Source organism: Bacillus sp. H1a, assembly GCF_000633475.1.
Classification (GTDB): domain Bacteria; phylum Bacillota; class Bacilli; order Bacillales; family Bacillaceae_G; genus Bacillus_A; species Bacillus_A paramycoides.
This window is the reverse complement of the sequence record NZ_AYMH01000047.1, coordinates 137,111-163,907: the sequence shown is the minus strand read 5'-3', so window position 1 is coordinate 163,907 and position 26,797 is coordinate 137,111. Positions and strand designations below refer to the sequence as shown.

Here is a 26,797-nt window from a genome sequence, read left to right as displayed (position 1 = left end):
GTCTGTAAACGCGTATTTCCAATCACTTGCTTTACTTACTTCTTGTGTCGCGATTACTTTGCCATTTTGTAGTAGATCTACTTTGATCATTTCTGGACGATCTGTTGCGTTATCATCTTTCCATGTCTTCGTTCCTTCTACCTTTGTTTGGCCTACTTTTGTATTCGTGATGTCATAACCTTGAACCTCAGATTTATATCCAGCCACCGGTTGTTCTTTCACTTCATACTTATATGCTTTTCCTTCGGCATCATATGCCGCTAAGTCTTTGAATCCATATTTCCAATCACTTGCTTTACTTACTTCTTGCGTCGCAACTACTTGGCCATTTTGTAGTAAATCTACTTTGATTGTTGTCGGACAATTTGTTGCGTTTCCGTCCTTCCACGTCTTTGTTCCTTCTACTGTTGTTTGCGCTACTTTTGTATTTGTGATGTCATAACCATGAACCTCAGACTTGTATCCATCCACCGGTTGTTCTTTCACTTCATACTTGTATACATTTCCTTCGGCATCATATGCCGCTAAGTCTTTGAATCCATATTTCCAACCTGTTGCTTCACTTACTTCTTGCGTCGCAACTACTTGGCCATTTTGTAGTAAGTCTACTCTGATCGTTGTCGGACGATTTGTTGCATTTCCATCCTTCCACGTCTTTGTTCCTTCTACTGTTGTTTGCGCTACTTTTGTATTTGTAATGTCATAACCTTTTACTTCGGATTTGTATCCATCCACCGGTTGTTCTTTTACCTCATACTTATACGCATTACCTTCGGCATCATATGCCGCTAAGTCTGGAAACGCATATTTCCATTCACCCGCTGCGCTCACTTCTTTTGTTGCGATCACCTTGCCATTTTGTAGTAAGTCCACTTTGATCGTTGCCGGACGATTTGTTGCGTTTCCGTCCTTCCACGTCTTTGTTCCTTCTACTGTTGTTTGGCCCACTTTTGTATTTGTAATGTCATAACCTTTTACTTCGGATTTATATCCATCTACCGGTTGTTCTTTCACTGTATAGATGTAAACTACTCCGTTTGTATCGTATGTTGGGATTTTTTCAAAAGTATACTTCCAGTTTGTTGCCGCTGTCACTTCTTTTGTATCTATTACTTTACCGTTTTGTAGTAAATCTACTTTAACTGAGCTTGGGCGATTTGTTGCGTTGTTATCGTTCCAAGTCTTTGTTCCTTCTACTTTCGTTTCGCCTACTTTTGTATTCGTAATATCATAACCGCTCACGTTAGATTGATATCCCACTACTGGTTGTTCTTTCACTTCATACTGATAAGCTACTCCATTCGCATCGTATGCTTCTAAATCTGCAAATATATATTTCCAACCCATTATTGCTAGTACGTCTTGTGTTTTGATCAAGTTTCCGTTTTGTAGTAAGTCTACTTTAATCATTGCCGGACGGTCTATTGCATTTCCGTCTTTCCACGTCTTCGTTCCTTCTACTGTCATTTTCGCTACTTTTGTATTTGTAATATTGTAGCCATTTACTTCCGTTTTGTATCCCGCTACTGGTTGTTCTTTCACTGTATAAGTATAAGCAACACCGTTCGCATCATATTGTGCTAAGTCTGCAAACGTATATTTCCAGTTATTCGTTTCTGTTACGTCTTGTGTTTGGATTACGTTTCCGTTTTGTAGTAAATCTACTTTAATTGAGCTTGGACGATCCAGTGATGCGTTATCTTTCCAAGTTTTTGTTCCTTCTACTGTTGTTTCGCCTACTTTTGTATTTGTGATGTCATAACCGTTTACTTCGGATTTGTATCCCGCTACCGGTTCTTCCTTCACTGTATACGTATAGGCAACACCATTCGCATCATATGATTCTAAATTTGTAAATGTATATTTCCAACCATTTGCCGCTGTTACGTCCTGTGTCCCGATTACATTACCATTTTGTAGTAAGTCTACTTTGATCGTTGCCGGACGGTCTGTTGCATTTCCGTCTTTCCACGTCTTCGTTCCTTCTACTGTCATTTTCGCTACTTTTGTATTTGTAATATTGTAGCCATTTACTTCCGTTTTGTATCCCGCTACCGGTTTTTCTTTCACTATATAAGTATAAGTAACACCATTTGCATCATATTGTGCTAGGTCTGCAAATGTATAATTCCAACCGTTTGCTGCTGTTACGTCTTGTGTTTGAATTACGTTTCCATTTTGCAATAAGTCTACTTGGATCGAGCTTGGACGATCTGTTGCATTGTTGTCATTCCAAGTTTTTGTTCCTGAAACAGATGTTTTTGCATCTTTTGTATTCGTAATGTTGTAGCCATTTACTTCCGACTTGTATCCTGCTACTGGTTTTTCTTTTACTGTATACGTATAAGCATTACCATCATTATCATATGCAGGTAGATCTGCAAACGTATAGTTCCAGTTATTCGCTGCTGTTACATCTTGTGTTTTGATTGAATTTCCATTTTGCAGTAACTCTACTTGGATTGAGCTTGGACGATCTGTTGCATTGTTGTCATTCCAAGTTTTCGTTCCTGAAACAGATGTCATTTTCACCTTATTCGGAATAGTAAGCTTTACGCCTTTTTCAGCATTTGCAACAATTGTAAAAGGCACTTTTACTTGAGGATCGAAATCCAAATAGTTTGGACCTGCAATCTCCTGTACATAATAATTACCTGGGTCTAAACCTGGGACCTCCACCATACCTTGTCCATCCGTTTTATACGTACCGCCTATTTGCTGACCCGACTCTGTATATAAATTAAATGAAACATTCGGTATAAATTTCGTCTCATCTCCGGCAATGTGCTTCACGATTCTTAACGTTCCTTTAGGAGGTAAATCGCCTTGCGCACCGCCGCCCTGATCGATATTTTTAACACTGGCACCCTCTGATTTAGATACTTGCTCTTCACCCGTAACCTTGTAGTTTACGGTATAATTATTATAAAATGATTCTAGTTTCTTTCCACTATCAGATATATTTGCTTTATATTCAAAAACAAAAGTAAGACCATTGGCTTTATCCTTATTAATAACAGCATTAAATCCGTTATCACCAATAAACGTAATCGTTCCATAACCTTGAGCTTGGAATTCTTGTGGTGTCATAGGGCTAGCAAACCCTCCAATACGGAGACTATCTTGATTAAGCGTTTGCCCCTCTTGTAAGGTATCAGTCAAAACAATATCACTATCTACATTTTGTTTTGACGTATTTACATTTAAAACCCATTGTACTTCATTGGTGTTTTCTGGTTTAATCTCACCTGTTTTGTACGAAAACGGTGAAGATCCACCACCACCACCACTAGTCGGGCCGATAATCGTTACCGTTTTCTTTTCTAATTGTGTACCTAAATTCGTTTCAGTTGTTACCGTTTGTCCCTGTGCAACATCAACTGCTTTAACTTGGAAATGAAAATCCCCTCTAATATTTTGAAGTTTCTCAACTGTATCACTAAATGTACATACGGCATTAGTGGTCTTTATTTGACAAGTACCAAAATTAACACCTGCATCATTATTTAATGGAATCGTTCCACTGTATCCTTTCAATTCCGAAGGTAACGTTAATGTTAGTGTATCTCCAGCTTTCATTTGATTCCCAGATTTATCACTAAACTGTACTGTTATTTTTGTTGGTTCTCCGGAATTAAGCGTCGTTTTATCGATTGTAAAACTATCAACAAATCCTGTTGTATTTAACTCTTGTGCATTTGCTATTATGGATGTGAAACTCTGACCTATAGTAAATATAAAAATCATTAAAATCGAGGTTACTCTCTTTATCATGTCATTCTCCTATCAATTATAATTAGATGGCTCCTAATATGAATATGAAATGACAATGACTTAATAGGTTGATGGCATTTTTCTCTTTTAATTGTTATACACTTAAAAACTTGAAAACAGATTTCTATAAACGATCCCTCTGTTCTCTATTAAACTTCATTTTTTCTAATGTAACATTAAATTCACCAAGTTTAATGTTTACAAGTTTAACAATTATTGATATTATTGTAACTGGCGAAGTTACGTTCTTTTCATCATCCCTATAAAATCTTGGGATTTTATATCATATCTACCATCTTATGTTCAGCATAAATCTCTGATTAATAATGTTTTCATTTCAATGCTATTAGTTTATTCATATTATTTTTCATTGTTTTCAGATTCATAACATCAATATGTCCAAATTTGATAGCACATTTTTAATGATTCACAACTTTATTTACCAGAATCTTTTTCCCCCTCCTATAGGCATTTTTTTCATGCTCTCATCCGTAATATAGGACCTTTTAGATACCAAAGATAGTTTTTGTAACTTTTGTAATTGATTTTGTAATTAAAGAAACCAAACATAAATTAATACCTCTTTTGGGATAAACTTCTTATTTTATACTTCCTCCTACATACACGAAACATCATCCCTAAATGCTTGTTCTAAATCTCTACCTAATTCTTGATTCATTCAGTAAAAATATAAAATCACAAACAATTTTGTTTATCCATATACCTCTTGGAAATCATTTCTCAGATTTGTAATTAGATAGTCTTATACTTTGTAAAAGAATGAACAGCAACGTTCACCAATTTGGGTCAGCTTATGCATTTAGAATCTAAATCACAATCTACATGACTTGTAAACTTCATGGTTGCATCTCGCTATTCCAAGTCTTCAATTAAATCCTCAGCTTGATGACTAGATTCATAATTACTTGTAGTTGCTTACTTCTTTATTTGTATGAAACTAAATTTTTCGTTGCTAGGTTGAAACAACGATCTCAATTTCCTTTACAAATATTTGTAATAAGTGTGCAATTAATTGATTAAGGTTTCATAAGAATAACAGAATGCTTACACTCTACTTTTACCAAATAATCACATCTCAGTCACCTCGCTATCTATTTATAATGCTCGCTATAATATATAAAATAAAACAAAGAAAGAGTAGTAAGCGTAAATATGAATCAGACGAAAATTAAACTGAATTTTCAGTCTTTTTTGTTTGGAGGAGGATATTTTCAGCTACTCTTTCTTTGTATTTTGAGTTTAGCACTAAATATAAAGTATAACAAGACAAAAAAATTCAAAATTCTCATAAATTCGACATTTTTTTCACAAAAAAATAATACTGATCCTTAATTAGTAGAGATCAGCCGAAATACGTTGTACTTTCATAATTAGCTTTTTAGGTAAGAATCCTCTCCATCAAAAAAAACAAGTTCCTGTACGTTAAAGAAATTGGCTTATTAATGTAATTCATTGGTTACGTTTGTTTTTTTGAACGCTGAAATAATGGCCATAAAAGTATTCTTATCTCTTTTTAACTTATACAATGGAGAAAGAAATTGTAGAAAAATTCAAACAAACGTTTGTTTAAAACATTTTGGCGATGAGGGGCATGTAAGGTGACCCCTAAAACAAAAAAGAAAACAACTTGTATAAAAACAGGTTGTTTTCTTTTATAGGGTAAAACAAAGAAAGAGCGGAAAAGCAATACTCAAACTTATGAATCTAATGGAGTAAACCAACAAACAAGACTAAAAATTCAGAAAACTTAATCGCTAAGGGTTTTTGTTCACTCTTTCTTTGTTGTTATGAGTATAACATTAAAAATTTGATGAATCAACAAAAAATTACATAATTCTTATATTTTCGACATTTTCCGCAAAATGATGCTGGTTGTTAATTAGTGTGGGTTACCACACATCTCCATGGTTCTGATGCAATGATTGCATCTATTTGAAAGAGGTATATAGATTCCTAATGGAATCTATTCTTATACAGCCATTCCGAATAGTTGATGGATGTGTAGCGGTACTCCATAATAAAAAGGCAGGAACATTTTGTACATATCAAATATGTTCCTACCTTTGATTTTATTGAGTTTAACATCTATGACCTAAATATAACGATCGGGTGACCTTTCCTATTCACAAATAAGAATTTGTCTAGAGAATGTTCCTTTTTTTGCGACGCCACGATCTGTGATTTCGAATCCGGCTTCATGAATCATGTCGTCCATTGTTTCCATCGTTACAACGACTACTTTTTTTGCGATACGGCGCGCACTTGAGAGAATTGAGAGTTGATCTTCTGGTGTTGCGTGCGTAAATAGGTCGTACGGCATGTCGATAATTGCGACGTCGTAGCTCTCAGTAATTTCTTCAATTGGGCCTTTTGTTACTGTTCCTTCAAACCCGAAATGTGCGATATTTTTTCTCGTTCCAAGAACCACAAGTGGATTAATATCTCTACCGACGATATTAATCCCCATAGAAAGTGCTTCTACTACTACCGTTCCAATGCCGCAGCACGGGTCAATTGCTCGTACTCCCTCTGGATTTGGTACAGCGATATTTGCGACAGCTCTAGCAACACGTGTGCTCAGTGATGTCGAATAACTATGCGGTTTTTTTATGTGATGGTACCAAACGGCTTCACTTTCCATATAGTGTCCGAAGTACCAGCGCCCTCCAAGGGGAACAATTCCGAATACACGCTCTGGATTACGAACGTCTGCTTCTCCCTCAATATGCATACCAAGGTCTCGCTCAATGAGACGTCTTTCTCCATATTCAATTTTATTCTCTCCAACAAGGTCATTAATTTTAACGAAGATAACTTTGAACGTTGCTCCCGCCAAGTCAATTTGTTCCACTTGTTTCAAGATGCTTTCTAAGTCGTCTCCTTCATACATAACTTCAATTCGCTCTTTAATAAACGGGCTTCTGCTTGGATCAATTTTGACATCACTTTTCAAAATGTTAACGTGGGACTCCATTCCAAATAATGAGCGCATTTCCAAGTAGCATAAAGAACGCTCATCCTCACGGAATGCATACGTATATATACATGCAGGTGTTTTACTATGATTACTCAATCTATTATCATCCTTTATCGTTTAAAATTGTTATTATCACAATTACTCAAATGCTTTTTCACGTAAAGTGAAACTTTTATCAGTGGGAAGCCTTATCCCCCACTGATAGTTAGCCCTCACCAATCGGGCTTTTACGGGCAGTTGATCTCCCACCTAACTTCCTCGTGTTCGTCTAATTTCTGGGTGGGAATCTTACTGCTCGCAAATAGCGGGATAAAATTAAATGATATCATATGCTCGAAATAAAGAGAAACTTTTATAATTCATTTATTGAACTACCCCATTTACCTTCTAGACAAACTTATTCTGTTACCTCGTAGCAAATCTTTAACAAGAAGAACCTTTAGGATTCTGCCTAACCGCCAGTCATCTCTCACCTACTCATCGGACCATGTCCTATCCATTCCTTGAGGTGGGAGTCTTACTGCCCGCAAATAGCGGGATAAATTAAAAGAGACTGCCTCTCGGCAATCTCTTCCATATTTACATTCTAAAGTTATCTCTATTATTAACGGTAAGAAGATACGTCTTTACCTTGCCATTCATAGTAATCTAGAATACCAGCATAAATTGCTTCTGCTGCGCGTTGTCTCCATTTTTCTGAAGATAGTTTTTCACCTTCGTCTTTCGCATCGATGAAACCTAATTCAGTTAAAATTGCAGGCATTGTATTATATTTAACTACATAGAAGTCATCTGTTTTTACACCTCTATCATTTGATTGAAGTGCGTTCACTAGACGTTTTTGTACTTTTTCTGCTAGTACACGGCTTTCTTCTGAGTTTGGATTTGGTGCTGATCTATAGTAGTATGTTTCCGTTCCTTCTACTTGGTTATTGAAGCCATTTGCATGGATACTTACGAAAACATCACCGTTATTTTCTTGCGCAAATTCTACACGTTTCTTTAAAGAATCACTAGCAGTATTTCCTGGTCTTGTATCATTATTACGTGTTAATAAAACAGTGAATGGAGTCTTTTGTTCAAATAATTTTTGCACGCGTAAAGATGTATCTAGTACAATAGCACTTTCATCCATGTTTACACCAGCATGCCCAGGATCCACTCCACCATGACCTGGATCAATAATAATTGCCTTACCTTCTAAGAAATTACCTTGTTTCACTGGGTTTAATTGATTTTTATCAACCCATTGGAAACCAGCGCCCACACGGATACGAATCCAGCTACCATTCTCTTCAATAACAGTTACTTTTTGTGCACCATATGTACCTAGCACTTTAGACTGATGTGAAGCTTCTGCATACGCAGTAAACCCTTCATTAATAACATCTGTTTTCTCTGTTAAAGGTGTCCACTTGTCACCTTTACTTGTTGCAATCTTCATCCATCCATCCGCTCTTTGCTCTTTCACTTCAATCATTTGCGGTTGATGTTGAACGTCAGTAATACCAGATGCTAATGATGCTTGATGATATGTAATAAAGTTTCTATTCATATACATTCTTTTCGATGTATTTGTTTTATTTTTATCTGCCATTGCGATAAACTGAGCTGCTTCGGCACGACTTACAGTACCGTCAGGATTCCAGCCATTTCCTGTACCCTTTGAAATCTCTAAAGCTACTAAAATATTAGCTTTTTCCTTACCCCAATGATTTTCCAAATCTTTAAATTGTGTTGGAAGTTCTCCAATAATTTTCTTATCTAATGAATATGCTTGTACAAGCATAGCTGCCATAGATGCACGGTTAATTGGGCTTGATGGATTGAATTTCCCAGTACCATCTCCACTAACTACACCTGCTTTTTCTACTGCAGCAATATATGGTGCTGCCCAATGATTTTGTGAATCTTTAAAAGATGGTTTCGCTTTTGGATCAATTGGTAAACCAAGAACGATCGCTAATAACTTTGCAGCTGATCCTTTATCTACCGCTTCAAATGGAGCGAATGTACCATCTGGTTTTCCATCAAGCGCATTTTTACTAACTAAATAGTCTAATGAACTTTGCGCCCAATCTGGAACATCTGTAAATTTTTTCTCTGCTGCGAAACTACTTAATGGAGACGATAATAAACTTGCGGCTAAAATACCTGCCGCGACTGCACGATACTTCATAAATAATAATACTCCTCTCGAAAATCAACCTTTAAAACGCGTAATCTTAATATACAAATTATGGATAAAACAAAAAAAAAAAAAAAAATTAGCGCACCTCTATCATTCTATAATACTAGAATTCTGTAGTAAACCTACTTTCTTAATATTGTACAATAAAATGCAATTAAATTATTTTTTATGCACAAAAAAGTGGTTGATTCATAGAATCAACCACCCTCTCTCACTATTCTACTATCATCTCTGATAATACATATGCATAAACAAGCGCTTCTGTATGTGCAATCGAGCTTTCATGCGTACGCTCAAATGCATGAGAAGAGTCAATACCAGCTCCAATTAACGCATGCTTCACATCAAATCCGGCGCGAATCGCAGCTGATGCGTCTGATCCGTAGTATGGATAAATATCCACTTTATATTCAATAGCATTCGCTTTCGCCAGTTCCACTAAATGTTTGCGTAAAGCGTAATGGTATGGACCACTAGAATCTTTCGCACAAATAGATACTGTATATTCATCAGATGCTTGTCCATCACCTAACGCCCCCATATCAACTGCTAAATATTCTACAGTTTCCTCTGGAATGTTAGAGTTTCCACCGTATCCGATTTCTTCATTATTAGAAATTAAGAAATGTGTTGTATATGGCAATGTTACATTCTCATCCTGCAATCTTTTAATTAATTTTAATAAAATTGCTACACTTACTTTATCATCCAAATGACGTGATTTTATGTATCCACTCTCTGTAATTTGAACGCGCGGATCAAATGAAACGAAGTCTCCTACTTCAATTCCTAACTCACGTACTTCATCTGCTGAAAATACACGCTCATCAATACGAACTTCAATATTTTTCTCATCGCGCTTCGCTTCGCCTGCATCTTTATATACATGGACAGAAGTTTGATGCATTAAGATCGTTCCTGTATACGTCTTACCGCTTGACGTTTCAATTTCGCAATATTCCCCTTCTACAGAGTTCCAGCGAAATCCGCCAATCATAGATAAACGAAGACGACCGTCAGGCTTTATTTCTTTCACCATCGCACCTAACGTATCAACATGAGCAGTTAATAAACGATGCTGCTCATCATTCTTCCCTTTTACCGTTAAAATAAGAGCGCCTTTATTATTACGCTTCGTCTCTACATTCCACTCACTCACATAGTTTTCAATGAAATTAATAATTTCCGTCGTGTTTCCAGATGGACTCGGAATAGAGACAAGCTCTTTAATTAATTCCATCGTTTCTTTTGCATGATGTGCCATTGTCGTTTTCCTCCTCATTTTCTCTACTATTCAGTATACAAAATTTGCTATGAAACCTCTACTAATATAGTTTAATTTTCTAAATTATAGTAAAATTTAGTTTAGTACGTGAAAAGGAGCTAGCAAAAATGACCGTAACGAAAAAACATGTACATGTTGCACTCATTTGGTTTTTATCCTCATTAATTTGTTTACAAGTTTCTTATGTCGTCCACACTACTACTTCTATTACAATCGGCTGGACATTAACAGTTATCTTCTTAATCATTAGCCTACTTGCAGCAAAAAAGCACAGCGCCACTAAGTAAGCTGTGCTTTTTCTATGAAACTACTCTTCCGAAACGTCCATCAAGTAAATCCCTCTTGTAAAGCCGCCTCGTTCTTCTTCTTTCTGCTTACGAAGACGTTCTATATCTTCAATTGTTGCACCTTCTGCACGCGCTAATGAAATAATAACTTCAAGTGCATCCGCAAGAGAATCTAATGCATGCTCACGCTCTTTCATTGAAGCAAATTCACGAATTTCTTCCGTACCAATTTTCGCTAACGCTTGTATGTAAGCTTGTCCTGTTAATTTTTGCGCTGTATATGTTTTTCCAGACATTAAAATTTTCTCTGGGACACGATCCCTTACTAACTTGTTATAAGTTGACATCACTTATCCTCCTATTTTTAATAACACCCGAGCTCTGCTTTATAGAAAAACCAATCTTTTTTCACACAAGCACTTAACATATCAATTCCTGATCCATGTGCTCTTACTGTTGGAAAGAAGTAATTCTCTGGCTCCTCTTCCTTATCACTATATAAAGTCGCATACTCAGCAGGAATCGCCTCTTTTTTCACATCCCGTTCTTTCGTCACTTCACTAGAGAAAGCAACAATTGGATGTCCCTCAAAGAATAATGCAGTCCGTACCGCAAGAGATGGCGTACTATGCAAAGCATAATATGTAAGTAAAATAATAGCGATAGCACCGATAATTTTCTTCATTTATTCCTCCTAAAAAAAGTGCTAACACAATTATACTAAAATGTGTTAGCACGTTCTTTACTTTATTCCCCTTTAAACACCGGTAAACGTTTTTCTAGAAAAGCAGCAATACCCTCTTTATGATCCGCTGTTTGTCTCATCGCATATTGACCACGCTTTTCAAGTTGCAGCGTTTGTTCTAAATTAGAGCGATTTACTTCACATAAAATTTGCTTTGTTTGAATCATCGCCTTGATAGGTTTTTGTAACCACTCATTAATTTTTTGCTTCACAGCCGTTTGGAAATCCTCACCGATTACTTCATCAATTAAACCGATATCTAATGCTTCTTTTGCCGATAACTTCTTCCCTTCCCAAATAATTTGCTTCGTCATATTTTCACCGACGCGCTTTTGAAGGAAGAAATGGCCACCACCATCTGGAACTAAAGCGATTCCAATAAAGTTCATCGCAATAACTGACGATACATCTGCCATTACATAATCAGCTGTTAACGCAATGCTTAGCCCCAGTCCTGCAGTCGGCCCATGAATCGCACTAATAACAAGCTTTGGCATCGTATATAACGTCACAACAATTTCAGAAATTGTATTCATAATGCCTTCAAACTTGCTTTCATCATTACTTGAAAGCATGGATTTAATATCTCCACCCGCAGAAAAACCACGGCCATTTCCGCATAACACAACAACATGAGCAGAACTTGCCGCTACTTCTTTCAACTTTTGTAACAACTCTTTTAACGTTGGTTCATCTAATGCATTTAAAACCTCTGGACGATTGACCATAACCGTTGCTACGCGCCCTTCATATTTCACAACAACAGATTCTGTTTTACTTGTTACTTCCATTATATATACCCCTCTTTTCCACATAAAGATTATACTTCTATAATTATAGAAAGCATGTCAAAAACCCTTCTTTTTTCTTAATTTTCTGTCTAATATTCTCGTAATTTGTATATAACTCCGTATAAAACATACAATTTCGTTAAAAAATATAGAAATTAAAGTCGGTTTATCGATGCTTTTCATCTATTTACCATTGTAATGAAATGGTGTATTCTTAAGTTTGTTACAAAAACAAATATGGAAATTCATTCGCCTTACTATGTAAATAAGGCTTTTATCCCCATCTCTTGGGTATTGAAATAAAGGAATGAAGAAATGGAGGAACATATGGTTACTAAGTTGAAACAAACGGATAACTACTTCCCGCATTTCCTATTGCTATTCATTGTGTTTCAACCAATTTTAGATTTATTAACATCTTTTTCAATCTATGTATTACACATGAGTGCAACAGTTGGAATCGTAGTCCGTTTCGCCTTTATGCTTCTCGCATTAGGGTATCTACTTCTTCATAGAAAACAAAATGGAGCGAAAAAGTACATTCTCTATTTATGTCTACTTGGGGTCGTACTAGCAATTGGCCTTGTAAATAATATGATGGTCAAATCTCCAGTTTCATTTGGCGAAGAAGTGAAATTTATTTTAAAGAGCATATATCCAATTGTGTTACTGTTTGGATACATCATCGTCTTTAAAGAGTTAAAAAATAATGAATACGCGTTTCATAAAATCATTACATATTTCTTATATGCAACTTTAATTTTAAGTATCACACTGATTGTTGCAATGCAAACTGGTACAGATTTCCCAAGCTATCCTCACTCAAAGATCGGTTCAAGAGGATGGTTCTTTGCTGGAAATGATTTAAGTGCTATTTTTGCAATTATGTTCCCAATCGTTGTCTTATATTCGATTCACAAAACAACTTCTTTCTCGAAAGTCTATTACTGGATTCCAACTTTACTCGCGATGTATGCAAGTATTATGGTCGGAACGAAAGTAGGATACGGTGCAATTGTTCTTACACTTGGTATTGCACTTTTATTCTCATTCATTGAATATATGATTCATCGCAAAAAAGAAGGAAAAGGATTCACATATCTTGTAAACACAGTTGTTGCTGCTATTGTACTAGGAGGCTTAATTGCACTTACACCGTATACTCCTATCGCAAAAAATATGGGCATCCATTTACAAATGTATGAATACAAAAAATCAGTTCAAGAAGAAAAAGAAAGAAAAGAAGGAAAAGTAATTAAAAAAGATCCAGACGAAGCAAAAAAACATGCACAAGGTGAGCTAACAGACTCTGAAGTGAAAAGTTTAATTTACAGTGATCGCGATAAGTTTTTAAAAGTATACAAACAATACTATAAAGACGCACCACTATCACAAAAATTATTCGGAATGGGCTACGCTGGTAACTATACGGATAAAATTAAATTAATCGAAATGGACTTCCATGATCTATTCTTTGCATTCGGAATCATCGGTTCTCTTATTTACTTCCTACCATTCCTTTACTTCGGTATTAAATTGTTACTGCGCATCATCGCAAACTTTAAGAAAATATTAACTGTGAAATATATGCTATCAGCTAGCACCATTATACTATCACTTGGAATCGGCTTTATGTCCGGGCACGTATTAACCGCGCCATCCGTTAGTATTTTCTTCGTTGTTATACTCGCTTACGTAATTGTTGATTTAAAGGCGGAATAACTGAATAAAAAACGCTTAGAGAAATAATTCTCTAAGCGTTTTTTTGTCCTACCATTCCCTTACCGCCTCTAGTATTCAAAGTACTAATTCTTTCTATTGAAAAGATGCATGAATCTGCTCTAACACCTCATCTATATTATCCTTCGTAATCACAATACCGAAGTCTTTCGGGACATTGCTATCCTCTTCATTCACAACTTTATGCGCGATCATCTGCCCGACTTCCGGTCTGAAATGATGCCCATCCATATAATTGTCTAAATTCTTTGTAACGGAATTGAGATACATGAAATGATGAACTTCTCCAAATACATCTACAGCGTCATGAAGCCATCTTTTATAATCTTCCCATCGCCCTGACTGAATCATCGTACGGAACAGAGGCTCTGAAACAGGCGTTGTAAAAATATAAAACTTCGTATTCGGATTATGAGCCTTTACTGTTCCTAATATTTCTTTCATATTTTGATACTCATAATTCCCGCCGTAAATCTCTCTACTAAATTTATCTATTTGCGCTGCTATTTGTGCATCGCGTTCTTCTTTCGTATAATCACGCATTGACTTTACATTCTCTCGATTGTACCGGTCAATAGCCGTATTATGATGGATAGAGTTTTCAATTGTATTCTTTGAATAGGTAATCCCGTCCATACTCACATACGATTTAATCGGGTACAATAAACTTTGCGCCTGATTAATATACACTTCTGGTTTATCAAAGCCGATTTCTCTATTTTTGTTCGTTCCAAGAAAATCTAAACCGAGTACAATTGACGATAATTCACTGCCTTTTTGTTCTTTCGCATATTCAATATACGCATCATATTCACGCGGGTCTGTACTACTCACCGCATAATTAAATGCGTTTAACCCGGTGAAGTCATTCTCGTTAACAAAAGTCGTTCTACTACTTCCAAGTATAACTCCATCATATGTAAACGGACGGTATGTTATATAATTCGTTTTCTGCTGTCTCTCGTTAAACCCAAACTGAACATCATTCCACTTATTTTTATGCGGGAATAACCAAAGTGAATCTATATAGCTATTAAATATCCCAACACCTACAAGAGGAACAAAAACACATACAAAAACGAAAATAAGCCACTGTTTGTTTTTCATATTCTCCACCTAGAAATTAAAGTATAAAAACTCACTAATACTCGTTAAATGTAACACGCTATATACGAGTAATATTGCAGTAAATAAAGCGGTCCATACATTCGGACGGAATGAATCTTTTAACTGAATCGAATTTTTCAAGAAGAAACTAATACATAACGCCCCAAAAATGTACGCTACCATTTTCGGATCTAATAAAGATACATGGTACCCTTCTGTAAATGATACACCGTACTCTTTTAAAAATTGCAACTTCTCTATTATAAATGCTGGGAATACGCTATTTGCTAATTCGAATCCATTTAATCCGAACATTCCTTTTAACACTTTCACCGCATCATGCATAGATGTTGCCCTAAAGAATACCCACGTTATATTAATGAAGAAAAACGTAACGAGCCAACCAGCAAAGGCTGGCATGCGTCCTCCCGCTTTACTCCATAAGCGATGAATAACAGAAGCCGCGCCGTGCAGGAATCCCCAAAAAATAAATGTCCAGCCAGCTCCATGCCAAAGTCCACTTATTAAAAATACAATCATAATATTCACGTATGTACGTGTAATCCCTTTTCGATTTCCTCCTAGAGAAATATATACATACCTCGTTAAAAACTGGCTAAGCGTCATATGCCAACGATGCCAAAAATCTTGTATATTCACTGCTTTATATGGTGAATTAAAGTTTTGAGGTAATTTAATATTGAACATTAAGGCGATTCCAATTGCCATATCACTATATCCACTAAAATCAAAATATAATTGGAACGTAAACGCTAACGACGAAAGCCACGCTTCGACAAATGTTAATGATTGCTGCACATCAAACCCTTCACGTACAAGGGGTGATAATACATCTGCAATACCTACTTTTTTGAAAATACCAATTGCAAATACGAAAATCCCAAGAACGATATACTTCGATTGCCAACGCTTTTTATTATCATCAGCAAACTGCGGCATAATTTGCGCATGATGTACAATCGGCCCTGCAATAAGCTGTGGGAAAAAAGTTACAAACAATGCGTAATCAAGAAAATGACATGCCTTCGTTTCCCCACGATACGTATCTACTAAAAATGCTATCTTTTGAAACGTATAGAAACTAATCGCAAGCGGTAACGTTAATGATAATAATGTAAAATGAGTTCCAATTAATGCATTAACATTTTGTAAGAAGAAATCATAATACTTGAAATAACTAAGCATCCCAATATTAAATATTAACCCTACTATTAAAAGAAATTTACTCTTACTCTTCACAAGCCTCATTCCGATAAAGTAGTTCACAATGAGCGACACTAACATAAGCGGTAAATATTTCACATTCCAATAACTATAGAAAAATAAAGAGGCCGCAACAAGCCAAGCTTTCGCTAATGTAGCATGTCCAAATTTATTTAATAGAAAATATAAAAGAAATGCTATCGGTAAAAATAAAAAAATAAACTCAAACGAGTTAAATAACACACCATCTCTTCCCTTCTAAACAAATCACACCTTACTCATCTTATCTTATCCAAATAATGAGTGTCAAAAGGATTCCGTCCCTCTTTTCTTCCATTATATATAATAATCATCTTAATCGAATTATTAATATGCCAAAATAATAAAGGCGCTTTTATATAAAAAAATATATAATAGGAATGTCGGTTTTTTGCACGAAATGTATTTTTGAAAAAAGTGAGGAGAGTCCTTTGGTATTTAGTAGTTCTATTTTCTTATTTATCTTTTTACCTCTCGTATTATTTTTCTATTTTATAGTGCGTGCCGAGCTACGTAATTTCGTATTACTTGCATTTAGTTTAATTTTCTATGCATGGGGAGAACCACGATTCGTCCTCTTAATGCTCTTTTCTATTCTATTAAACTACTGCTTCGGCCTACTCGTGCATCATTATGATAAACGAAAAAATATGAAAGTCACATTTTTAATTATGGCTGTGGTCGGAAATATTTTATTACTTTCTTATTTTAAATATATTTCCTTTTTCACAGACATTTTGAATCAAACTTTGCATTTATCTATTCATGTGGAACCTATTCCACTACCGATTGGAATTTCATTCTATACGTTCCAAGCGATGTCCTATGTTATTGACATATACCGTAAAGATGGTGATGTTCAAAAGAATCCACTTAACTTAGCGTTATATATATCAATTTTCCCGCAGCTCATTGCTGGACCAATCGTTCGTTACAATATCGTTGCTGAACAAATTAAAACGCGCATCCATTCTTTTGAACGATTTACAGAAGGTATCCAAATTTTCGTTTTAGGATTAGCGAAAAAAATATTAATTGCCAACCAAGTTGGATTTGTAGCAGATAAAATCTTCGCCTTACCACCGTCTGAAATAAGCGTTGGAACGGCTTGGATTGGTATTATCGCCTATACTCTTCAAATCTATTTCGATTTCTCAGGGTACTCTGATATGGCAATTGGACTTGGAAAAATGTTCGGATTTGATTTCCCGAAAAACTTCAATTATCCGTACATCTCGAAATCCATTTCAGAATTTTGGAGAAGATGGCACATTACATTAGGTTCTTGGTTCCGCGACTATATATACATTCCGCTCGGCGGAAACCGTGTTTCAAAACTAGCAAATTACCGTAACCTCTTCATCGTATGGGGATTAACCGGTTTATGGCACGGAGCAAGCTGGACATTTATCGCCTGGGGCTTATATTACGGCTTTATTATCTCAATTGAAAAAGCTGGATTTGAGAAAATATTAAATAAGCTATGGAAACCGCTGCAACACGCATATGTACTAATCATCGTTATGATCGGTTGGGTCTTCTTCCGAGCTGATAATTTCGCTTACTCGTTCCAATATTTAAAAGCGATGTTTGGCATGCAGCGACAATCTTTCATTGATGACAACACAATGCTATATATACATGAATACATTATCGTATTTATCATTGCCTTTATCGCAGCGACACCAATTTTGAAACGTGTTAAAAACATATTAGAACTTGCGCCCAAAACGTATATGTTCACGATGCAAATTGTACGTCCTATATTATTACTCACATTATTTATGATTTCGATTATGTATTTAATTAATTCGACGTATAATCCATTTATTTACTTCAGGTTTTAACTTATGTAGGAAGGAAAAGTTATTATGAAAAAATTGGGGAACATCGTCCTATTTATCGGTTTTCTCACCATTATCTTTTCATTTGGCATATTATCGCTTCTCAAAACTGACCGAGCAATCTCGCCTGTTGAAAATCGTCCGCTCGCTCAAAAACCAGCTCTTACAAAAGAAGCCCTCGCAAAAGGCAGCTTCTTTAAAGACTTTGAGACATATACAAACGATCAATTAATCGGAAGAGATGATCTCATTAAAAACTATACACTTACCCAAATTAAAATGGGCAAGTCTCTCATTAACGATATTATTCTAACTGATGATAAATGGCTTCTAAAAAACCCAGCTTGGACTACAAAATATAATGAGATTGACCAAGCTATGCCAGCTGTAAAAGACTTATCTCAGTTTTTAAAAGAACAAAATATTGAGTTTTACTTTGCTTTACCACCGTCCAAAACGAATGCATTATCATTTAAATTACCTTCTTATATTCACACATATGCACAGGAAAATTTAAATTATTTTCTAAATAAACTTCCAGCGGACGTAAAGCCAATTAAACTCATGGATTATTTTAAGCAAAACTATACAAATGAAGAAATACAAAGTATGTACTTCAAAACAGACCATCACTGGAATATGGATGGTGCCTTCTTAGGCTATCAATATATAATGAACACAATCGGGCAACAATCTTCTATATATAAAGGAAAAGAAATAAAAAAAGAAGATTACACTCGTACGTGCGCTCCAAATACACATCTAGTCGGAAGCTTTAACAACCAGCTATACCAACTGATCGATGCGACTGGTGAAAAACTATGCTACTACACACCGAAAGACGGTTTCAACTTCACAAGCGTAACCGCAAAAGATGTAAACGGCACTGTATATCGCACATTGGATGAACTATATGGCGTAGAAAAACAAAACGATACAACATCATACGCAGGTTATTACACGAACGACTATCCAGAAATCGTCATCGAAAATAACAATGTGCCAAATGATGTACGAGCTTTAGTCCTAAAAGATTCATTCGCAAACGCAATCGTGCCTCACTTAGCACAAAGCTTTAAACACACATCCATCCTCGACCTCCGTCACTATCACGAAAAGGATGTATATCAATACATTAAAGACAACAATATTAACATGGTATTGTTTGTGTATAGTGATTCGAATTTGAGTGGTGAAATGTTTAAGTTTAAGAAATAAAAGAAGCCTCTTGTAACCAATTTACAAGAGGCTTCTTCTTTATTTATTCCGCTATTTGTGGGAAATAATAAAGTGAAACTTTAATCAGTGGGGGTTTTGTCCATCCCCCACTGATTATTAGTTGAACCAATCGGGCTTTTACGGGCAGTTGATCTCCCACCTAACTTCCTCGCATCCGCCAAATTTTGAGGTGGGAGTCTTACTGCCCGTTAATGCGGGATAAATTAAACTATTATGGGTTTCGACATTGTTATTATTTCACTTGTACCTTCAACTACAAAAAGGAGAAAGAGCTAGGAAATTCCCCTCTACCTCTCTAAAAATAAGATTACATCCCTCTTTTTATAGACTCTTTTGCATGTAAGTCACTAATAATATGTTTGGATGCTCTTGAAATTTGTTCTCGTAATTCCTCTACCCTTTGCCCTAAAGTTTCTTGCATATATTCTTTTTGTTCTATTTGGTTGATTGCCATGCTATATAGTGTCCCCGGCGTCCAGCCTCCATCTACACTCCCAATACTTGGTTGGTTTACTTGTTGTACAAACGAATCGATCTTTGGATCATATGAAATGCCAATCATAGGAGTATTAGCAACTGCCGCTAATATAAGAGCATGGAGCCTCATTCCGATTAGCAAGGAGCATTCTGATAAAATAGAGATTTTTTCATGAATATCCATTTTATAAGGGAGCATGTGTGCTTCTTCTCCCATCAAATTAATGATTTCCCTTGATGCATTTTGATCAAATGGACCATGCATCGGTACAAATAAAATATGATATCCCTCTTGCTTAAGTCTTTTTAGCGTGCCTGCTAACTTCTTCATATAATTTTCTTTTGCATCCCAGTACCGTACACTAACCGCAACAATTTTCCCTTGTAAAGAATGTTTTTGCAGCCAATTGGTCTTCTTTTTTTCTGGCATACAAGCTAATACTGGATCTGGAACAAGTTCGATGTCTTTCTTAATACCAATTTCTTTTAAGTACAAAAAAGAGTCTTCATCACGCACTGATATATACTCAGCCTTTGATATATGCCATTTCACCAATAAACGATTTTGCTTCTTCGTAATAGGCCCGATTCCTTGGGCATAAATATAATACGGCTTTTTCAACAAAAGAGCCAACCGCATAATACCTGTATAATATAGAATACTTCTTATACTCGTCTTATCTTGCAAGAGGCTACCGCCTCCACTAATTAAACCATTACTTTTCTTTATTTCTCGGTAAACCGCTCCTATATCCCAACGATTTACCGCCTCTACACCGTACATTTCCCTTGTATAGTCGGGGTCATTAGAAAGTACAACAAGCTCAAGAGTAGGATCCTCTTCATGCAGCGCTTTAATAATTGAATGTAAAATTGCTTCGTCCCCAACATTATAAAAACCATAATATCCTGATAAAACTAACCGCACTCTTAGCCTCCTCCAACGTTTCACAATCAGCTCTTTTGTAATTAAACAAATTGCTATTAATTCCTTACCGAGAAAGGTTTGATAACTTCAAATTGAATTCTTTTAAAAACATATAACAAACCATACTTATTTATAACGCTGTTCATTTTCTATAATAATCGAATTTATTTACGTAAAAACGGAATTTGTTCTTTCGATATCCAGTTTAATTTCAACGCACATACGCCATATAACAAGGAAGCTATTCCTAGCGCTACAGCACTATATATCATTGCAAAAAGTCTAGAATCTGTCACATTGATAAGTGTAGACACAAAGTATAATGCTGCCCCTAAAATACTAGATACTACAATCACCGCTATAAATTTCCCTATATGTATTGGATAGGAAAGGTCTTTTCTAATATAAATGTAATTCGCAATACAAATCAGTATATATATGATTAGAGTACTATACGCTGCTCCATTTATACCAACTTGTTTTACTAGCGTTATATTTAAAATAATTTTTACGAAACTCGCACCAATGATAATCCATGCTGCTTGCATTGAACGCTTAATCCCTTGCAAAATTCCTATTGATAATACCGTAAGTGATGTGAAATACGAACTACCAATTAAAATGGCTAGCATGCCACTTCCTTTTGTGTCTGTAAATAATCCAACATTAAGCGGTACTGCGAGCGCCATAAGCCATATCGTTAGCGGCATTGTTAAAACATGCGCAAACTCATTTGTGCGCTTTACTGTCAATTTAGCTAAAGCTATATCTTTTTTTGTTAAAGCAGCTGTTAATAATGGAATTAATGGAAATACCATTGCGCTTGCAAGTACAACAATTAATTGCGTAAATGCAAAACCACGGCTATATATACCGAATTGCTCTTGAATAGTTGCAGAAGATTCATGTAGTACATGTGGAATTGTTACGGAATCAACTAAATTTAAAACCGGCATAGATAACGCTCCAATGGCAATGGGAATTGAAACACGGAGTATTTTTTTCGCGTTTTTCTTAAAGTCTTGTAACGAATACGTTTTACTCTTATAACGATACGTGCTTCTCACATATTTTACTCGTAAATATATAAGTGACGTAATAACGCCAAAGCAAGAACCAATCATTGCTCCACCTGTTATGATATCACTACTTTTATTCAAATATACAAATACATAAGCAATCGTTAGCATAAAGAAGACGCGAATCAACTGCTCAATTACTTGTGATACGCCCGTAGGTATCATATCTCCAAATCCTTGGAAATATCCACGATACACTGCCATGTATGGTGCGATTAACAAGGCAAATGAGGTAATAATTAATGGTAGCCTCGTCTCTTGTCCACCAAGCATATTTGCAATGCTACTCGATCCAATGATAATAATTAAAAATCCGAATATCCCACATATAACACCGATAATAGATGCGGACGTAAACAATTTAGCAATTCCGTCCCGATCATTTTTTTCATGAAGTTCAGCAATTAGCTGGGATATTGCTAGCGGAACCCCCGCTACTGATAAAGTTAAGGCTATCATATATACAGGAAAAACGAGGCGAAAAATCCCAAGTACTTCATCTCCCGCTATATTTTGCAATGGAATTTGAAAAAAACTCCCCACCACTTTCGATAGGAACGTTGTAATGGTTAAAATTGCAGCGCCTTTTACAAACTTTTTATTCATCTTCTATCTCTTTTCTTTCAAATATGATCTAAATAAATATCAAGTCAGTATTCTTGCTTAATCTAAAGAAACTTCACTCTATTTCATTTAGTTATCATACCAAATTTCTTATATATTGAATACTCTCGTTCCAAATATAATATGCACAAAACAAGATTATTTCCATCCTATTTTCCCTTAAATTTACTACTTTTACTTATTCAAGATAAACCTGTAATATACTGTAGCTCTTGTCAGTAAGAGGATTGTTTGCAACACGCTAAATTAAGTAAAATAATTCTTAAAATTCCATTTCCAAGAGGAAATGGAGAAATCTGAAAAAACAGACGAAATGTGACTTATTCAATCATCTTAAGTTTATAATTTCGTTAACCGTACACAATTAATTTGTGAAGATAGCCATTTCTCAAATCCTAAATATAATTTGAAGTTAGATGATCTAATTGATGCTCAGCAGATTACAAAATCCAGACATAAGGATTCTCCACATAAGCAACACATATATAAATAATAAGAACCCCCACACTCTACAACACAACTCGTGTGAAGGTTCTTATTATTATACTGCCTTAACTTCTAAAAACTGTAGTTTCTCTTTTTGCTCATCATTCGCCATCATAACTATCGTCTTTTCAACATGTGGATGTACATTTTCAAGCGTCACACTCGCTCCTACTTTATCTGACTGCTCAACAAAGTTTAATAACGCCATAGCTCCTGATACATCCATATAACGTACATCTTTCATACGTAAAACAACCGGTGACTTCACATCTTGTAAAGAAGTAAAAATACGATCTACTGATAGGAAAGAAAGTGATCCCTGAATCGTGTACGTCGCTTCTTTTTCTTTTATAATAGAAGCTTTCCGTTCTTTACATCTCACCATATATATAATGAAAGAAAGAATAATACCAAACGCAACAGCAACCATTAAATCAAATTTCACTGTCACAAACATCGTCACGAACATAACAATAACATCACCCTTTGGGGCTACGTGCACTTTCCTCATACTTTCCCAATCAAACATCCCTATACCAGTTAAAATTAAAATACCTGATAATACAGCAAGTGGGATATATTGTACCACCGAACCGAGTCCCATAATGAAAATAAATAATATGACACTATGCATACAAGCTGAAAGTGCCGTTTTCCCGCCACTTCTTATATTTACAATAGACCTAACAGTCGCCCCTGCTCCTGCTAATCCTCCGAACAAACCGCTCGCAATATTACCAATACCTTGTCCGATTAGCTCTTTATTACTTTTATGCCGTGTCCCTGTCACATTATCCATTACGACAGACGTTAATAATGAGTCAATGGATCCTAGTAAAGCAATACTTAGAGCTGGCAATACAAGTTCCAACATTCCCGATCCGCTTAAAGCCGGTACGTGAAGAGCTGGCATCGCCTCCGGAATTGTACCTATCTTTTCAATTACCTTATTTAAAGAAATAGTTCCTACAACCGGTAAGTGTACTGTAAGTCCTTGTAGCATAGAAGAAAATAACGGCAATAGTGCTGTAACACCTACTAATGCCACTAAACTTGATGGAATCGCCTTAATCCATTTTCCAGAAACAATCATTACAATAATCGTTAATAACACGAGTAGAAAACTATTTTGTACGTGCTTCATTTCACCTAAAATAATGATAAGTGCAATCCCATTCATAAACCCTGAAACTACAGAGTACGGAATATAGCGAACGTAAGAACCAAGCTTACATACACCAAATAAAATTTGAAATACCCCTGCCATCATAAATGCAATAAAACTTGCTTCTAATCCGTAAGTTGCAATAACGCCTGTTGCAATAACTGTAATCGGCCCAGTTGGACCTGTTACTTGTCCTGGTGTCCCGCCAAATAACGCCGCAAACAAGCCTGCAAAAATCGCGCCATACAATCCAACTAATGCCCCTTCAGACGTTCCCGTCGCGGCAATACCAAATGCAATTGCTAGCGGCAAAGCAACAATCGCAACAGTAAACCCTGCTAAACATTCCTTTGCTATTTTTTGAATCATAAAAAAACCACCTTCATATAAAGTCCACGTTCCATTGTACACCCAAAAAGATTCATTCGTTAGCGTATTTATAAGAAACTCTTTACAGTCTCGTGAAGTAAACGTATTCAATGAAAAGTTTCTCCCTTACCTTTGGAAACAATTACAACTATGCTATAATGAACAAATTAAATCTTTTACTATACACTTGGAGGCACTATGCTAACTTTTGAAGAAAAATTATCGATTATTGAATCTTTCCCAGAATTAGAAAGAAAGAACGTATCATTAAAACGCGTAAACTTTCACTTTGAAGAAAGTCGTTTAGATAAAAAGAACGTTGTATATCATTTACATCCAAACGGAAACGGATTTGTATACGCAAGCGGTATTAAAGGCTACAAAACGGACGACAAAGGTATGATTAACATTCGTGAATTTTCAGCAGAGGAATTACGTTCAGTAATTGAGCAATCCATTGAACTACTATCACAAGAAGAAATAGTAGTTCCTGCAGAACCTGCGAAAGAAGAAGAATGGCATAACGAAGATGGTCATATTCTTACTCTTATATCTGAGGATGACATGTGGAACGTTTACGCTGGCGTAAACTTAGACGGTACATTCAACTCTTATCCAGAAGCTGCGGAATACCTTGACGAAGAAGGTTTTTCACGTAAATAATAAGCTCTCCACCATGTATGATACCCCCGTAAATTACGGGGTATCATACATCAAATTATGAAATCAAAACTTCTTATTCTCACTATCCCCTATAAAACTTTGAAGTTGACAACTATAAGACTCCGTATTAAAAACATCATTAACTAACTCCACTTCAATAAAACTCTCCACTTCTATATTGTTTTCTTTTACATATTTAATCATGGTATTTCTACGTTCCTCTTCATTCTCTTTACTATACGCTAATGTTAAATATTTCCCGCCCGGTAATATTTTTATATTTTGCTCCTCTTCCATATGTACATTATCTTGCACCTTATTAAAAACATACTTTGGTTCTACATCCCACTTTTCATTTACATTGTATAGAATCCCCATTTCCATTGACATTTTCCCTTCATAATTTTGAATGATTTTCTCTAAATCGGAATAATAAAGTAACTCTTGTAAACTCCCCACTTCTTTACAAGGAGCTACAATTACATAACGCTGTTCAAAGAACTGAATAGATATTTCATCATTCTTTAATATATCCTGTGAACTCCCTACTTTCGCATTTAAACAATCAATCGTTTCGATTACTTCTTTCATTTTCTTTATATTTTCTTCCGCTTCTTCTCTCTTTAATTGTAAAAATTGCAGCAATTTATCCGTATTACATTCCTTAAAAATCTCTTGAAGTTCTACTATACTGGTGTTTAACTCTCTACAGCTTTTTATAATATCAATGTGAATGAATTGATCTATAGAATAATATCTATATCCAGTTGATTCATCAATATGTTTTGGAATAAGAATCCCCATTTTATGATAGTACCTTAATGCTTTTATCGTTATACCCTTTATTTTTGCAACTTCTCCAATAGAAAATAATTTTTTCACCTTAATCTCTTCCTTTATATTTTTTCTCTCACTACCATTGACTCTCCCCTTAGAGGAGACCTTACTATTTATATAATAAGTTATTTACATTGATAAAGGGAGTATACAATTATGAACACAGTAAAATATAGAGCTCTTGTTAAGGAAGACTATGAACCTATAAAACATTTAATTGGTGAGGCATTTGGATTTAATGAATTCATTACAGATAAAAAATTTTTAAATTCATTATTAAACTTCTATCTACAAAGTTGTATTTTAGGAAGTTCCTTTAGTAAGGTAGCTGAAAAAGATAATAAAATTATCGGTGTCATTTTAGGCGATTCCGAAAAAGATAAAAACCGTTTAAAGAAATTTCATAATACTTTTAGCTTTGCCTATAACACGCTTAAACTATTCATGACTAATAAAGAGAATAGAGAATTTTTAAAAGCATTTATAAAAGTTCAAAAAACATATAAAGAACTAATTAAAGGAAAAGAAGATCATTTTCAAGGCTGTATACAATTATTCATCGTATCCGAAGAATCTAGAGGTCTTGGAGTTGGGAAAACTTTAATGAACGATTTATTCCAATATATGACAAAAGAAGATGTGACTTCCTTATATTTATATACAGATAATGAATGCAACTATGGATTTTATGACAAGCAAAACTTCAAACGTGTACAAGAAAAAGCAATTCATTTTGGACCAAAGGAAGATCAATTTAATATATTTTTATATCGCTATGATTTTCTCTAATAGCAACATTTACGATTCGATGCTCTTTACTAATTAGTAAAGAGCTATATTAAGTATGATCGATCCTACCTAGAAATATAAAGAGAATGTGGGTATTGTACATGAGTAATACTGTA

At 35.3% G+C, this 26,797-nt stretch carries 19 protein-coding genes; 6 read left to right on the top strand and 13 right to left on the bottom strand.

What is annotated here, in order from left to right:
- The 4 genes from U860_RS33980 to U860_RS0122790 form a co-directional block, all read right to left on the bottom strand.
- A partial coding sequence (locus tag U860_RS33980) for a Cna B-type domain-containing protein (RefSeq protein ID WP_025150316.1) occupies window positions 1-3,774 on the bottom strand: 3,774 nt, incomplete at its 3' end.
- A 2,140-nt stretch (window positions 3,775-5,914) separates the two neighbouring features.
- Entirely contained in the window at window positions 5,915-6,868 is a 954-nt protein-coding gene (locus tag U860_RS0122800) for a methyltransferase domain-containing protein (RefSeq protein WP_025150315.1), read from the bottom strand.
- Window positions 6,869-7,376: 508 nt separating this feature from the next.
- On the bottom strand, window positions 7,377-8,951 hold the full coding sequence (locus U860_RS0122795; protein ID WP_025150314.1) for an N-acetylmuramoyl-L-alanine amidase: 1,575 nt from the start codon (window positions 8,949-8,951) through the stop codon (window positions 7,377-7,379).
- A gap of 226 nt (window positions 8,952-9,177) precedes the next feature.
- Window positions 9,178-10,227, bottom strand: a complete 1,050-nt coding sequence (locus U860_RS0122790) for a M42 family metallopeptidase (RefSeq protein ID WP_025150313.1) — start codon at window positions 10,225-10,227, stop codon at window positions 9,178-9,180.
- A 128-nt stretch (window positions 10,228-10,355) separates the two neighbouring features.
- Between U860_RS0122790 and U860_RS31865 the strand changes: the two genes are divergently transcribed.
- On the top strand, window positions 10,356-10,535 hold the full coding sequence (locus U860_RS31865; RefSeq protein WP_033795471.1) for a hypothetical protein: 180 nt from the start codon (window positions 10,356-10,358) through the stop codon (window positions 10,533-10,535).
- A gap of 20 nt (window positions 10,536-10,555) precedes the next feature.
- Here U860_RS31865 and U860_RS0122785 read toward each other — a convergent pair whose 3' ends face one another.
- From U860_RS0122785 to U860_RS0122775, 3 genes are all read right to left on the bottom strand, one after another.
- The gene (locus U860_RS0122785) at window positions 10,556-10,882 is read right to left on the bottom strand and encodes a nucleoside triphosphate pyrophosphohydrolase (RefSeq protein ID WP_016119674.1); all 327 of its coding nucleotides are present in this window, start codon (window positions 10,880-10,882) and stop codon (window positions 10,556-10,558) included.
- A 17-nt stretch (window positions 10,883-10,899) separates the two neighbouring features.
- Window positions 10,900-11,220 (bottom strand): hypothetical protein, encoded by a 321-nt coding sequence (locus tag U860_RS0122780; RefSeq protein WP_025150312.1) that lies wholly within the window; start codon window positions 11,218-11,220, stop codon window positions 10,900-10,902.
- Window positions 11,221-11,282: 62 nt separating this feature from the next.
- Window positions 11,283-12,071: an enoyl-CoA hydratase gene (locus tag U860_RS0122775; protein ID WP_025150311.1), complete on the bottom strand. Its 789-nt coding sequence runs from the start codon at window positions 12,069-12,071 to the stop codon at window positions 11,283-11,285.
- Window positions 12,072-12,398: 327 nt separating this feature from the next.
- Here U860_RS0122775 and U860_RS0122770 point away from each other — a divergent pair, with 327 nt between their 5' ends.
- Window positions 12,399-13,793, top strand: a complete 1,395-nt coding sequence (locus tag U860_RS0122770) for an O-antigen ligase family protein (protein ID WP_025150310.1) — start codon at window positions 12,399-12,401, stop codon at window positions 13,791-13,793.
- Window positions 13,794-13,886: 93 nt separating this feature from the next.
- On the opposite strand, the gene U860_RS0122765 is transcribed toward U860_RS0122770, so the two are convergent.
- Together U860_RS0122765 and U860_RS0122760 are read right to left on the bottom strand one after the other, a co-directional pair.
- Entirely contained in the window at window positions 13,887-14,918 is a 1,032-nt protein-coding gene (locus tag U860_RS0122765) for a hypothetical protein (protein WP_025150309.1), read from the bottom strand.
- 9 nt (window positions 14,919-14,927) lie between these two features.
- Complete coding sequence (locus U860_RS0122760) at window positions 14,928-16,385, bottom strand: MBOAT family protein (RefSeq protein WP_025150308.1); 1,458 nt, start codon at window positions 16,383-16,385, stop codon at window positions 14,928-14,930.
- 227 nt (window positions 16,386-16,612) lie between these two features.
- Here U860_RS0122760 and U860_RS0122755 point away from each other — a divergent pair, with 227 nt between their 5' ends.
- Together U860_RS0122755 and patB1 are read left to right on the top strand one after the other, a co-directional pair.
- A complete protein-coding gene (locus U860_RS0122755) occupies window positions 16,613-18,028 on the top strand; it encodes an MBOAT family O-acyltransferase (RefSeq protein ID WP_025150307.1) in 1,416 nt (471 codons plus the stop codon).
- Window positions 18,029-18,052: 24 nt separating this feature from the next.
- Entirely contained in the window at window positions 18,053-19,243 is a 1,191-nt protein-coding gene (gene patB1 / locus U860_RS0122750) for a secondary cell wall polysaccharide O-acetyltransferase PatB1 (RefSeq protein ID WP_025150306.1), read from the top strand.
- A gap of 328 nt (window positions 19,244-19,571) precedes the next feature.
- Here the strand turns inward: patB1 and csaB are convergent, their stop codons facing one another.
- The 3 genes from csaB to U860_RS0122735 all read right to left on the bottom strand — a co-directional run bounded on the left by csaB (window position 19,572) and on the right by U860_RS0122735 (window position 24,392).
- The gene (csaB, locus tag U860_RS0122745; protein ID WP_025150305.1) at window positions 19,572-20,669 is read right to left on the bottom strand and encodes a polysaccharide pyruvyl transferase CsaB; all 1,098 of its coding nucleotides are present in this window, start codon (window positions 20,667-20,669) and stop codon (window positions 19,572-19,574) included.
- A gap of 164 nt (window positions 20,670-20,833) precedes the next feature.
- Window positions 20,834-22,354: a polysaccharide biosynthesis protein gene (locus tag U860_RS0122740; RefSeq protein ID WP_025150304.1), complete on the bottom strand. Its 1,521-nt coding sequence runs from the start codon at window positions 22,352-22,354 to the stop codon at window positions 20,834-20,836.
- A gap of 559 nt (window positions 22,355-22,913) precedes the next feature.
- A complete protein-coding gene (locus tag U860_RS0122735) occupies window positions 22,914-24,392 on the bottom strand; it encodes a SulP family inorganic anion transporter (protein WP_033795474.1) in 1,479 nt (492 codons plus the stop codon).
- Between the two features lie 198 nt (window positions 24,393-24,590).
- Here U860_RS0122735 and U860_RS0122730 point away from each other — a divergent pair, with 198 nt between their 5' ends.
- The gene (locus tag U860_RS0122730) at window positions 24,591-25,055 is read left to right on the top strand and encodes a hypothetical protein (protein WP_002170575.1); all 465 of its coding nucleotides are present in this window, start codon (window positions 24,591-24,593) and stop codon (window positions 25,053-25,055) included.
- A 63-nt stretch (window positions 25,056-25,118) separates the two neighbouring features.
- On the opposite strand, the gene U860_RS0122725 is transcribed toward U860_RS0122730, so the two are convergent.
- The gene (locus U860_RS0122725) at window positions 25,119-25,937 is read right to left on the bottom strand and encodes a helix-turn-helix domain-containing protein (protein ID WP_025150302.1); all 819 of its coding nucleotides are present in this window, start codon (window positions 25,935-25,937) and stop codon (window positions 25,119-25,121) included.
- Window positions 25,938-26,048: 111 nt separating this feature from the next.
- Here U860_RS0122725 and U860_RS0122720 point away from each other — a divergent pair, with 111 nt between their 5' ends.
- Complete coding sequence (locus tag U860_RS0122720) at window positions 26,049-26,681, top strand: GNAT family N-acetyltransferase (protein WP_025150301.1); 633 nt, start codon at window positions 26,049-26,051, stop codon at window positions 26,679-26,681.
- Window positions 26,682-26,797 lie beyond the last annotated feature (116 nt).